Consider the following 13159-nt stretch of genomic DNA (forward strand, 5'->3'; position numbering starts at 1 on the left):
CGCTTTGTTTCCGCAAATCTGAGGCAGACTCCAGCCCATGCCCCGTAAAACCTGGCGCGCCGCGCTCGCCGCCTATGCCAGCCCCTCGACGTTAGTGCTGTTGTTGCTCGGTTTCGCTGCCGGCATGCCTTATATGTTGGTGTTCTCGACGCTTTCCGTGTGGCTGCGTGAAGCGGGTGTGGCCCGCGAGACCATCGGTTATGCAAGCCTGATCGGGCTGGCCTACGCCTTCAAATGGGTCTGGTCGCCGCTGCTCGACCAATGGCGCCTGCCATTGCTCGGGAAACTCGGGCGCCGGCGTTCCTGGCTGGTGCTCTCCCAGTCGCTGGTGATCCTCGGATTGATCGGCATGGGCTTTTGTGACCCACAAAAACACTTGTCCTGGCTGATTGCCATTGCCGTCGTCGTGGCCTTCGCCTCGGCCACCCAGGACATCGCCGTCGATGCCTACCGCCTGGAAATCGCCGACGACAGCCGCCAGGCCGCCCTGGCCGCCAGCTATATGTCCGGTTATCGCATCGCCGCCCTGCTGGCCACGGCCGGTGCGCTGTTCTTTGCCGAAGGCTTCGGCTCCACCGGTTTCAACTATAAGCACTCGGCCTGGACCGGCACCTATGTGCTGTTCGGCGTGTTGATGGTTCCGGCCCTGCTCACCACCCTGTTGATGCGCGAACCCAACGTGCCGCTGCGCACCCAGTTGCAGGCCGGGCGCTATAGCTTCGTGCATCAGTTGGCGTCAGTGTTCGTGCTGATTGTGCTGCTGGTGTCGGTGCCTGCCATGTTTACCCAGCTGTACAACACGGATTTCGCCAGCGTGCTGTTCCAGGGCGTGAGCCTGTGGGAACTGCTGATGGAAGACCGTGCCTTCCTGCGCGCTATCCTCTATATCCTGCTCACCGCCCTGTGCCTCTCGGCCATGGGCCGCCGTGGCCTGGCGCCGGTACTGACGCCGGTTAACGACTTTATCCTGCGCTACCGCTGGCAGGCGTTGCTGCTGCTCGGGTTGATCGCCACCTATCGCATGTCCGATACCGTCATGGGCGTGATGGCCAACGTTTTCTATATCGACCAGGGTTTTACCAAGGACCAGATTGCCGGGGTCAGCAAGATCTTCGGCCTGATCATGACCCTGCTCGGCGCCGGCATGGGCGGCCTGTTGATCGTGCGGTTCGGGATTCTGCCGATCCTGTTCATCGGTGGCGTGGCCTCGGCCGGCACCAACCTTTTGTTCGTGATGCTCGCCGACATGGGCCCCGACCTGCAGATGCTGATCGTCACCATTTCCCTGGATAACTTCAGCTCCGGCCTGGCCACCTCTGCCTTTGTCGCCTACCTGTCGAGCCTGACCAACCTCAAGTTCTCCGCCACCCAATACGCGCTGCTCAGCTCGATCATGCTGTTGCTGCCGCGCCTGATCGGCGGGTACTCGGGGGTGATGGTGGAGAAGTTCGGCTATCACAGCTTCTTTATGATCACCTGCCTGCTGGGGGTGCCGACGCTGTTCCTGATTGCCCTGCACTGGTTCCAGGAGAATCGGCGGATTCGGTTGAATCCCCCGCAGGAAGACTGACAATGTGGGAGGGGGCTTGCTCCCGATAGCGGTGTGTCAGTGTCAGATGTACTGACTGACACACTGCCATCGGGAGCAAGCCCCCTCCCACATTGGATCTTCCACAGTCAGTCAGGTCCCCCGCAATGTCACGCCTGTACTCCAGCAGCAAGCGCCCGTACAATCCCAAGTCATTTCAAGTCCAAGCAACCGACAACGGCCTACCATGCGTACCAGTCAATATTTGCTCGCCACACAGAAAGAAACGCCTTCCGACGCGGTTGTGATCAGCCATCAGCTGATGCTGCGCGCCGGCATGATCCGCAAACTGGCGTCGGGCCTGTACACCTGGCTGCCCATGGGCTTGAAGGTGATGCGCAAGGTCGAAGCCATCGTTCGTGAAGAAATGAACGCTGCCGGCTCTCTGGAAGTGTTGATGCCGAGCACCCAACCGGCTGAACTGTGGCAGGAATCCGGACGTTGGGAAGAGTACGGCCCCGAGCTGCTGCGCTTCAAGGACCGTCATGGCCGCGATTTCTGCGCCGGCCCGACCCATGAAGAAGTCATCACCGACCTGATGCGCAACGAGTTGAGCAGCTATAAACAGCTGCCTCTGAACCTGTATCAGATCCAGACCAAATTCCGTGATGAAATCCGCCCACGCTTCGGCTTGATGCGCGGCCGTGAATTCATCATGAAGGACGCCTATTCGTTCCATGCCGACCAGGCGTCCCTGCAGGCGACCTACGACCGCATGCACCAGGCCTACTGCAACATCTTCACGCGCCTGGGCCTGAAATTCCGCCCGGTTGAAGCGGACAACGGCTCCATCGGCGGCGCCGGCTCTCACGAATTCCACGTGCTGGCCGAATCCGGCGAAGACGACATCGCGTTCAGCAACGGTTCCGACTACGCGGCGAATATCGAGAAAGCCGAAGCCATCCCACGGGAAACCTCGCGCCCAGCGCCAGCCGAAGAATTGCGCCTGGTCGATACCCCGGACACCAAGACCATCGCGGCCCTGGTGGAAAAATTCAATCTGCCGATTGAAAAGACCATCAAGACCCTGATCGTGCGCGCCGAAGAAGAAGGCAAGCTGATCGCCCTGGTGATCCGTGGCGACCACGAGCTCAACGAAATCAAGGCGGCCCAGCAGCCTGGCGTGGCCAGCCCGCTGGTCATGGCCACCGATGCCGAACTGCGCGACGCCATTGGCGCCGGCGCCGGTTCCCTCGGCCCGCTGAACCTGCCTCTGCCGATCATCATCGACCGTTCGGTCGAGCTGATGAGCGACTTCGGGATCGGTGCGAACATCGACGACAAGCACTACTTCGGCGTGAACTGGGAGCGTGACCTGCCGGTTCCGACCGTGGCCGACCTGCGCAACGTCGTGGCCGGCGACCCAAGCCCGGATGGCAAGGGCACCCTGGAGATCAAGCGCGGCATCGAAGTTGGGCACATCTTCCAGCTGGGCAACAAGTACAGCAAGGCGATGAAGTGCGAAGTGCTGGGCGAGAACGGCAAGCCGATCACCCTGGACATGGGCTGTTACGGCATTGGTGTGTCCCGTGTGGTCGCCGCTGCCATCGAGCAGAACAACGACGAGAAAGGCATCATCTGGAGCGACGCCCTGGCGCCGTTCCAGGTTGCGCTGGTGCCGTTGCGCTATGAAACCGAGCAAGTGCGCGAAGCCACCGACAAACTGTATGCCGAACTGACGGCCGCCGGTTTTGAAGTGCTGCTCGATGACCGGGACAAGAAAACCAGCCCGGGCATCAAGTTCGCCGACATGGAACTGATTGGCATCCCCCACCGGATCGTGGTCAGTGACCGCGGCCTGGCCGATGGCAATCTGGAATACAAGAGCCGGACCGAAGCCGAGGCCCAACCGTTGCCGGTGGCTGACGTGCTGTCTTTCCTTCAGGCGCGTATTCGTCGCTGAAAACCAGATCAAGAGAAGTCATGTTCAAGCGAAACACCAGAGCCCTGGGGGGCGCCGCCTTGTGCGGCGCCCTGCTGGTCAGCGGCTGCGCCAACCAGATGTCGCAACGCAGCGAGCACGAGGAGCGGGTCGAGCGTAAGTTGCTCGACCACAGCCTGCAGATCGATGTAGGTGAGCCCAAAGTGCTGGAGCTGCCGCAACGTCGGGTTCGGATTCACGAGCAAAAGACCTTTGAAGTCACCGAATTCGAAGTCACTCGGCGTTACGACCGCTACACGCCCTATCAGCCCTGGCGCAAACTCTACGAGATGCCCCTGGGTGCCGTGGCGCTGGTGGCTGGTGCGGGGGCCAATGTGGTGAACATCTTCGCCCTCGGCAACCTGCCCGCCAGCATGACCCGCGATTGGCTGAGCTACGGCGTGGACGGCATTAACCCGTTCATGAACGTGCAATCCCACGGCCGTGCCCAGCAGAACCTCGCGGGCATCGATGAAGTCCAGCGTGACAAGCGCCTGGAGTATTCGAGCCTGCCCTGGAGCGAACGCCCGGTACAGGTTACCGCCGGCAAGCAGACCCATGAACTGACCACCGACCGCGACGGCGTCCTGCGCCTGAACCTGCTGGACAGTCCGTTTGCCGAGCAGGACCTGAACCGCATCACCACTTTGAAGATCAGCGTGGAAGACGGCCAGGACGACGTGCACACGGATTCGACCCTGGCGATCAGCAGCACCCTGCGCGGAAAATTGCTGGAAGCCCATGGCCTGATCTACGACGATTTGGAAGACGACGAAGTCAACCAGTGGGTACACCGGGTCAAGCGCCTCTCGGAGCTGGGCCTGGAAGAAGAAGCCAGCGAACTGGAGCAAAGCCTGATTGAACTGACGCGCAATGACCCGGAGTTGCAGCAGGAGTTTTTGCAGGCGCTGGCCAAGGATGCCGGACGGTTAGTCGCAGACCCTGGCGCACGCTGATCCCAGGTTTTTTGTAGGAGCGAGCTTGCTCGCGAAAAACTCACAGGCACCGCGTTCTTCCAGGAAACACGCGTTATCGTTGACGTTTTTCGCGAGCAAGCTCGCTCCTACAGGGGGCACCCGGTTTTTTACCAGGAAAACTCGAGCTGTTCGTTACCGCCGCTCAAATCCAGCAACCTCACCCCAATCCCCAACAACCGCACCGGCTTCCCACCACGGTTGAACGCCTGGGTCATCAGCTGTTGATAACTCTCCAGATCCCGCCCTGCCCCGGCCTGCTCCAGAGTGGTCTGGGTAAAGTCATGAAACTTGACCTTCACGAACGGCTTGCCCGCCCGGTAGCTGCTATCGATACGCGCCATGCGCCCGGCCAGGGTGTCCATGAGTTCGGGCAGCTTTGCCAGGCAGCTTGAAAGATCCGGCAAGTCCACATCGTAGGTATTTTCCACGCTGATCGATTGCCGCCGGCTGTCGTTCTGCACCACGCGGTCATCGATCCCACGGGCGAGGCTCCAGAGGCGCTCACCAAAACTGCCGAATTCGCGCACCAGCGCCAGCTTGTTCCACTCCCGCAATTGCAGGCAATCTTCAATGCCCAGGCGCGCCAGCTTGTCGGCAGTGACCTTGCCGACCCCATGCAACTTACTCACCCGCAACTGGGAGACGAAATCTTCGACCTGGTCCGGGGTAATCACAAACAGGCCGTTGGGTTTTTTCCAGTCGCTGGCGATCTTGGCCAGAAACTTGTTGGGCGCCACGCCCGCAGACACGGTGATGTGCAATTGATTGGAGACACGCCGGCGAATGTCCTGGGCGATGCGCGTGGCACTGCCGCCAAAGTGCGGGCTGTCGGACACGTCGAGGTAGGCTTCATCCAGCGACAACGGCTCGATCAAGTCGGTGTAGTCGCGAAAGATCGTCTGGATTTCCTTCGATGCTTCTTTATAGGCATCCATCCGCGGCTTGACGATCGTCAGGTCCGGGCACAACTTCAACGCGTGACGGGATGACATCGCCGAGCGCACCCCATACGTCCGCGCTTCATAATTGCACGTAGCGATCACCCCCCGCCGGTCTGCCGAGCCGCCGACAGCCAAGGGTTTTTGCGCCAGGCTCGGGTCGTCGCGCATCTCGATGGCGGCGTAGAAGCAATCACAGTCGACGTGGATGATTTTGCGCTGCGTCATATAAACGGGGTGTGAACCAACGGGTGGCCAGTATCGCATTCACCCCTGTATATAGCACCAGTAGTTTGAATCTTCTGCCTGAGCGGTACGAAATATCGCAGATGAATTTGTTTTCTCAATCGAATTCGGCCCTCCAATAGAGCTGAAAGCCTCGGCCCGACTGGCTCCGCGCCCCTACCACGCTCGCCTTGGAGAGCTAACCGATTGAACCACAAGCGCTTTTCTTCTATTTTCGGGTTGACACGCTCGCGTTCCTCTGTAGAATGCCGACACACAGACGCGGGATGGAGCAGTCTGGTAGCTCGTCGGGCTCATAACCCGAAGGTCGTCGGTTCAAATCCGGCTCCCGCAACCAAACATCAAAAAAGGCTACTCGAAAGAGTGGCCTTTTTTGTGCGCGCCTGTTTTACCTCCCTCCCCTGTAGGAGCGAGCTTGCTCGCGAAAAACTTCAACACACCGCTGGCTACCTGAAGCGCTGCGTTATCCTTGACGCCTTTCGCGAGCAAGCTCGCTCCTACAACGGAGGTGCCAAGGCCTTGATTTTGAATAAATCAGCGTTAATTTGAGCCATCGACTCATTAACGGTTGACACCTCGTCGCTGGACTGTAGAATGCCGCCCACAGACGCGGGATGGAGCAGTCTGGTAGCTCGTCGGGCTCATAACCCGAAGGTCGTCGGTTCAAATCCGGCTCCCGCAACCAAACATCAAAAAAGGCTACTCGAAAGAGTGGCCTTTTTTGTATCCGGTGAAAAAGTTCTTCTGAAACAATGGTATGGCATCTTTCATGAAACCGTAGACGGTTTGTAGAGTCCATCCCATTGCACGCTATGCTCGATACTCAAGCGCTACCCTCTACGACCAATGGCCGCAGTCGCCCCACTCGGTGATCCGCGTTAATATTTGTAATTATTTTGTCCATAGGGATTGGTAACTTGGCTGGATACCTCCATCCTGTCGCGCACAATCCACGAGGTGATTGATGCGCGCCAACTCGTCTGAACCACACGACACTGTCACAGCTGAACAACCGATCGCTCCCACTCGTTTGCGTTGGCTGGATCTGTTGAGCAAATACCGTCAGCCCATCGGCCTGGCCGTTACGTTGCTGCTGTTTGCAATTGCCCTGATCGCCTGCCGACACCTGTTGTTGGAACTCGACCTCTACGCGCTCCACGACTCGATCCTGGAGGTGCCTAAACCGGCCTTGCTCGGCGCGTTCGCGGCAGCGGTGGCCGGCTTCATCATTCTGTTGGGCTATGAATTTTCCGGCGCACGTTACGCCGGCGTGAAACTGCCGGCCAAGACCCTGGCCCTGGGCGGCTTCACTGCCTTTGCCATCGGCAACGCCATTGGCCTGTCAATGCTCTCGGGCGGCTCGGTGCGCTATCGTTTATATGCACGCCACGGCATTGGTGCGTCGGAAGTCGCCCACATGACCGTGTTCGCCAGCCTGGCGCTGGGCTGCGCGCTGCCGCCACTGGCCGCGTTGGCCACGCTGAGCAACCTGCCGGCGGCATCGACCTACCTGCATTTACCGCAGAGCCTGTTGGGCGGTGTCGCCGGTGCGGTGCTGCTGTTGTCGGCCATGCTGTGCATCGGTATCTATCGCCGTCGCCTGCCGGAACAACCCTACCCGGATAACCTGCTGGTCAAGGCCGGGCGCCGCACCCTGCGCCTGCCTGGCCGTCGCCTGACGTTCCTGCAACTGGTCATCACCGCGCTGGACGTCGCCGCCGCCGCCGCTGTCCTTTATCTGCTGCTGCCCGAAGCACCGCCTTTCGGCCCGTTCCTGTTGGTGTACCTGCTGGCCCTGGCCGCCGGCGTGCTCAGCCATGTACCGGGAGGCGTGGGGGTTTTCGAAGCGATCCTGCTGGCAGCCTTCGCCGACACACTCGGCGCTGCGCCACTGGCTGCTGCCCTGCTCTTATACCGGATGATCTACGTGGTGTTGCCGCTGCTGATCGCCTGTATCTTCCTGCTGATCAACGAGGCCCAGCGCCTGTTCCAGACTCAGCAGAGCCTGCGCGTCGCGTCCGGCCTTGCGGCACCGGTGCTGGCCGTACTGGTTTTTTTGTCCGGCGTGGTCCTGCTGTTTTCCGGCGCCACGCCGGAGATCGATTCACGCCTGGAAAACATCGGCTTCCTGATTCCCCACCGCCTGATTGACGCGTCGCACTTCGGTGCCAGCCTGATCGGTGTGCTGTGCCTATTGCTGGCCCAAGGCCTGCGTCGACGTTTGTCAGCCGCCTGGATGCTGACCATGGTGCTGCTGCTGGTCGGCGCCCTGCTCTCACTGCTCAAGGGGTTCGACTGGGAAGAAGCCAGCCTGATGACCATGACCGCCGTGCTGCTGGCGATCTTCCGGCGCTCGTTCTACCGCGCCAGCCGCCTGACTGAACTGCCCTTCTCGCCGCTGTACCTGGTGGCGAGCGTCTGCGTATTGGGCGCGTCGATCTGGCTGTTGCTGTTTGCCTATCAAGATGTGCCTTACAGCCATCAACTCTGGTGGCAGTTTACCCTCGATGCCAACGCCCCGCGCGGCTTGCGTTCCTTGTTGGGTGCCGCCGTATTGTTGGTGATCGTGTCGCTGACCTGGCTGCTGCGTACCGCGCGCCCGGTGATCCACCTGCCGACCCCGGATGAGCTGGAACGCGCCAGCAAGATCCTGATGGCCTCTTCCCAACCCGACGGCGGCCTGGCGCTGACCGGCGACAAGGCGTTGCTGTTCCACCCCAACGATGAAGCCTTCCTGATGTACGCCCGTCGCGGGCGCAGCCTGGTGGCGCTGTATGATCCGATCGGCCCGACTCAACCGCGCGCCGAGATGATCTGGCAGTTCCGCGACCTGTGCGACATTCACCACGCACGGCCGGTGTTCTATCAGGTGCGCGCCGAGAACCTGCCGTACTACATGGATATCGGCCTCACCGCGATCAAGCTGGGCGAAGAAGCCCGCGTCGACCTGAAACGCTTTGACCTGGAAGCCAAGGGCAAAGAGATGAAGGATTTGCGCTACACCTGGAACCGTGGCACCCGGGACGGCTTGTCCCTGGAGATCTGCGAGCCGGGCACGGCGCCGATGGATGAATTAAAAGTTATCTCGGACGCCTGGCTTACCGGTAAGAATGTGCGTGAAAAAGGCTTCTCTCTGGGCCGCTTCAGCGACGACTACCTCAAGCACTTTCGGATTGCGATCATCCGCTTCGAAGGGCGCCCGGTGGCCTTTGCCAACCTGCTCGAGACGTACAACCATGACCTGGCCAGTCTCGACCTGATGCGCGCCCACCCGGACGCGCCGAAGCTGACCATGGAGTTCATGATGGTCGGCCTGATTCAACATTATAAAAACCACGGCTACGCCCGCTTCAGCCTCGGCATGGTGCCGTTGTCGGGCCTGCAACCAAGGCGTGGCGCGCCACTGACCCAACGCTTGGGCTCGATGGTGTTCCGCCGTGGCGAGCAACTGTATAACTTTCAAGGTTTGCGCCGTTTTAAAGACAAGTTCCAGCCTGACTGGGAACCCCGTTACATGGCCGTGCCCGCAGGACTTGATCCGCTGGTGGCACTGGCCGATACCGCCGCCCTGATCGCGGGCGGCTTGACTGGATTGGTGAAACGCTGATGATTCGACGCTCCTGGCGGTATGTATTGGCCTTTGTTGTGCTGCTCGCGCTGATCCTGGGCGGCGGCTATTGGTACTGGAACCGCCCTGCCCCACAGCCGACCCTGGAGCAATTGCCCCAGGCCGACGGTTCGACGATGACCCGCGTGACCCCGGCCGGCACCGCCAAAGCCCGCGTGGCGGTAGCCGTGATGGCCGACGAAACCCTCACCGACAGCCAATTGGTCGCCCTGAGCCAGGGCGGCTCGGCGCAGATCGTGCAAGTGGTGCTGCCTAAAGATGACTGCGCCCTGCAGGAGAAGGCGCTGCAAAGCGCTCTGGCGCAGCTTAAAGGCCCGGCGACCCTGGTCAGCGGCATCGGCCCTGGCGCCGCGCTCGCCTGGCGCTGGCTGGCCACACAGAGCGACGACAAGGCCAACGCCATCTCCGTGGGCTTCGCCCTAAAACAGGAAGGCTGCAACGACCCGCTGCCCAAAACCGCCGCCCATGGCAACTGGCTGGTGGCGTGGAACGACAACCCTGACGATGAAAGCGCCAGTTTCGTACGCGACACACCGCGTGCCACCACCAGCATCAGCGACTACGACATTCATTACCCGCAAGTGCTGAACAACGAGCTGCGCAAGCAACTGGTGGGTTCGGACAACGGCGGCCTGGCGATTCCGGTGGTGGAAGTGCCGGCAGGCCAGGCCAAGGACACCGTGACCCTGTTTCTCTCCGGTGACGGCGGCTGGCGTGACCTGGACCGCGACGTGGCCGGCGAGATGGCGAAGATCGGCTACCCGGTGGTCGGCATCGACACCCTGCGCTACTACTGGCAGCACAAGACCCCGGAACAAAGCGCCAAGGACCTCACTGAGCTGATGCAGCACTACCGGCAGAAATGGGGCACCAAGCGCTTCGTGCTGACCGGTTATTCGTTTGGCGCCGACGTGCTGCCGGCCATCTACAACCGCATGCCGGCAAACGAGCAGCAACGGGTCGACGCAATCATCCTGCTGGCCTTCGCCCGCACCGGCAGCTTTGAGATCGAAGTGGAAGGCTGGCTGGGCAACGCCGGCAAAGAAGCCGCGACCGGCCCGGAAATGGCCAAGCTGCCAGCAGACAAGGTGGTGTGCATCTACGGCGCCGAGGAAGTCGACGAGAGCGGCTGCACCGACAAGACCGCCGTGGGCGAAGCCATCAAGCTGCCCGGCGGGCATCACTTCGATGAAAACTATCCGGCGCTGGCCAAGCGGCTGGTGGATATCATCGTCAAGCATCAGGCCAAAGCCGAGTAATTCCAGGCTTCACATAAACCAAATGTGGGAGGGGGCTTGCCCCCGATAGCTGACTGTCAGCCAATGATGCTGTGACTGATCCACCGCTATCGGGAGCAAGCCCCCTCCCACATTTATATCCCGGTGTCAGTTGGATCTAACGCGGTTCGATATGCGCAATCATCAACTGCACCGTTTCATTCCCGCGATACTCGTTCACGTCCAGCTTGTAGGCCAACTCCACCCAACGCACCGTCGGGTTCGGCCAGACTTCACGGTCGACTCCAAACGCAATGCCATCGAGCTTCACCGAGCCGCATTCGCTCTTGAGCACCACCTTCAAGTGCCGCTCGCCGACCACTCGCTGCTCCACCAACTGGAACACGCCGTGAAACAATGGCTCGGGAAAGTGCTGCCCCCACGGGCCGGCATGGCGCAGTGCGCGGGCCAACTCCAGGTGAAACTCTTCCACCGCCAGGGTGCCGTCGGAGAGCAGCCGACCGGTGAGGTCTTCTTCGCGCAGTTGCCGACGCACCTCGGCATCGAAGGCTTGGGCAAATAACGGGAAATTCGCTTCGGGCAGGGTCAGGCCAGCCGCCATCGCATGACCGCCATATTTGGCAATCAGGTTGGGATGCTGGCTGGCAACCACCGCCAGCGCGTCACGGATATGAAAGCCCTGTACGGAACGCCCGGAGCCCTTGAGCAGGCCATCACCGGCATCGGCAAAGGCGATGGTGGGACGGAAATAGCGCTCTTTCATGCGCGACGCCAGGATCCCGATCACCCCTTGGTGCCACTCCGGGTCGAACAGGCACAAGCCGTACGGCATCGATTCGACCGGCAAATCCTTGAGCTGGGCCAGGGCTTCGCGCTGCATGCCTTGCTCGATGGATTTGCGATCCTGGTTCATGCCGTCCAGTTGAGCGGCCATTTCCCGTGCGGCGGCAATGTCCGTGGTGAGCAGGCATTCGATGCCCAGGCTCATGTCATCCAGGCGCCCGGCCGCATTCAAGCGCGGGCCAAGGATAAAACCGAGGTCAGTGGAGGTGATACGGGCATGGTCGCGCTTGGCCACTTCAAGGATTGCCTTGATCCCAGGCCGCGCTCGACCGGCACGAATACGTTCCAGGCCCTGATGGACGAGGATGCGGTTGTTGGCGTCCAGCGGCACCACGTCGGCAACGCTGCCAAGGGCCACCAGGTCGAGCAACTCACCAATGTTCGGCTGCGGGCTGTTGTCGTACCAGCCCAGGTTGCGCAAGCGCGCACGCAGGGCCATCAACACGTAGAAGATCACGCCGACACCGGCCAGCGCCTTGCTGGGGAAGGTACAGCCCGGCTGGTTCGGATTGACGATCGCGTCCGCCGCCGGCAGTTCATCGCCCGGCAAGTGGTGATCCGTCACCAGCACCTTCAACCCCGCCGCCTTCGCCGCCGCCACGCCCTCGACGCTGGAGATGCCGTTATCCACGGTGATCAGCAACTGCGGCTCGCGCTGCAGCGCCACCGCCACGATCTCCGGCGTCAGGCCGTAGCCATATTCGAAACGGTTGGGCACCAGGTAATCGACGTGGGCCGCACCGAGCAAACGCAGGCCCAGTGTGCCGACGGTACTGGCGGTGGCGCCGTCGGCGTCGAAGTCACCGACGATCAGGATGCGCTGGCGCTGCTCCAGCGCCGTCACCAGCAGGTCGACGGCGGCATCGATGCCCTTGAGCTGCTGATAGGGAATCAACCGCGCCAGGCTCTTGTCCAGCTCGGCTTCCGATTGCACCCCGCGCGCGGCGTAGAGACGGGTCAGCAGCGGTGGCAATTCACCGAGGAAAGGCAGGACGGCGGGCAAGGGACGGGGTTCGATACGCATACGGTGGGGATAACTTCTCTACTGATACAAGGGTTAAAACGACAATTCAAGCTTCAACAAAGATCAAATGTGGGAGGGGGCTTGCTCCCGATAGCTGAGGGTCAGTCAATGATGGTGTGACTGATCCACCGCTATCGGGAGCAAGCCCCCTCCCACATGTTCAATCACGTCCGCCAACCAGCCATTCCAGCTGCACTTCATGCTGGCCACGGTCGTCGGTGACGAAGATCGTGCCTTCGCTGATCATCACATCCCACTTGATCACGCGAGGCATGTCCTTGGCCAGCACCTCGAGGATTTCCTGGGGCACTACGGCGATGTGCACGTTTTTCAGGTTTTTCGCCACCGGCACGACCTTGCCTTCCCACACGCGAAGGCTGCCATACGCCAGCAGGCTGGTACGTTCGGTACGGCGCGAGCACCAGGTCAGACGGTCGGCATCCGGCTGGCCGACTTCGATCCAGTGCAACACCCGGTCATCCAGGCTCTTTTCCCACAGGGCCGGCTCGTCGACGTCCGACAAACCACGGCCGAACGCCAATTGCTCGTTGTACCAGAGGGCGTAGGCCAGCAGGCGCACGGTCATGCGTTCTTCGGTTTCCGAAGGGTGGCGGGCGATGGTCTGTTTGACGCTCTCGTACACCGAACGGTCGAGGTCGGTGAGATTGAGTTCGAATTTGTAGGTCGTGGACGGCTGGGCCATGAACGGGCTTCTAGGACAAGGAAAGGCGACCAGTCTAACCGATGGCGAGGGCA

At 61.0% G+C, this 13159-nt stretch carries 8 protein-coding genes and 2 tRNA genes; 7 read left to right on the plus strand and 3 right to left on the minus strand.

The features are described from left to right. The first annotated feature begins 37 nt into the window (after positions 1-37). The 3 genes from C4J91_RS22045 (at position 38) to C4J91_RS22055 (ending at position 4465) form a co-directional block, all read left to right on the plus strand. Positions 38-1570 (plus strand): AmpG family muropeptide MFS transporter, encoded by a 1533-nt coding sequence (locus C4J91_RS22045; protein ID WP_124364245.1) that lies wholly within the window; start codon positions 38-40, stop codon positions 1568-1570. 205 nt (positions 1571-1775) lie between these two features. After that, entirely contained in the window at positions 1776-3491 is a 1716-nt protein-coding gene (locus C4J91_RS22050; RefSeq protein WP_124364246.1) for a proline--tRNA ligase, read from the plus strand. Between the two features lie 20 nt (positions 3492-3511). Continuing rightward, the gene (locus C4J91_RS22055) at positions 3512-4465 is read left to right on the plus strand and encodes a hypothetical protein (protein ID WP_124364247.1); all 954 of its coding nucleotides are present in this window, start codon (positions 3512-3514) and stop codon (positions 4463-4465) included. Positions 4466-4593: 128 nt separating this feature from the next. Here C4J91_RS22055 and dinB read toward each other — a convergent pair whose 3' ends face one another. After that, a complete protein-coding gene (dinB, locus tag C4J91_RS22060; protein WP_124364248.1) occupies positions 4594-5652 on the minus strand; it encodes a DNA polymerase IV in 1059 nt (352 codons plus the stop codon). Positions 5653-5930: 278 nt separating this feature from the next. Here dinB and C4J91_RS22065 point away from each other — a divergent pair. The 4 genes from C4J91_RS22065 (at position 5931) to C4J91_RS22080 (ending at position 10557) form a co-directional block, all read left to right on the plus strand. Continuing rightward, positions 5931-6007, plus strand: a tRNA-Met gene (locus C4J91_RS22065). Between the two features lie 271 nt (positions 6008-6278). Beyond that, positions 6279-6355, plus strand: a tRNA-Met gene (locus C4J91_RS22070). A 279-nt stretch (positions 6356-6634) separates the two neighbouring features. After that, positions 6635-9277, plus strand: coding sequence for a bifunctional lysylphosphatidylglycerol flippase/synthetase MprF (gene mprF / locus C4J91_RS22075; protein ID WP_124364249.1), 2643 nt, complete (start codon positions 6635-6637; stop codon positions 9275-9277). Further along, entirely contained in the window at positions 9277-10557 is a 1281-nt protein-coding gene (locus C4J91_RS22080) for a virulence factor family protein (protein ID WP_124364250.1), read from the plus strand. The genes mprF and C4J91_RS22080 overlap by 1 nt, the downstream gene beginning before the upstream one ends. A gap of 136 nt (positions 10558-10693) precedes the next feature. Here C4J91_RS22080 and recJ read toward each other — a convergent pair whose 3' ends face one another. Both recJ and C4J91_RS22090 read right to left on the minus strand, forming a co-directional pair. Beyond that, positions 10694-12403 carry a single-stranded-DNA-specific exonuclease RecJ gene (gene recJ, locus C4J91_RS22085; protein WP_124364251.1) on the minus strand — a complete coding sequence of 570 codons (1710 nt, stop codon included), beginning with the start codon at positions 12401-12403 and terminating at the stop codon, positions 10694-10696. Between the two features lie 160 nt (positions 12404-12563). Next, on the minus strand, positions 12564-13106 hold the full coding sequence (locus C4J91_RS22090; protein WP_124364252.1) for a YaeQ family protein: 543 nt from the start codon (positions 13104-13106) through the stop codon (positions 12564-12566). Between the last annotated feature and the right edge of the window lie 53 nt (positions 13107-13159).

The organism is Pseudomonas sp. R3-52-08, assembly GCF_003851745.1.
In the GTDB taxonomy this organism is placed as follows: Bacteria; Pseudomonadota; Gammaproteobacteria; order Pseudomonadales; family Pseudomonadaceae; genus Aquipseudomonas.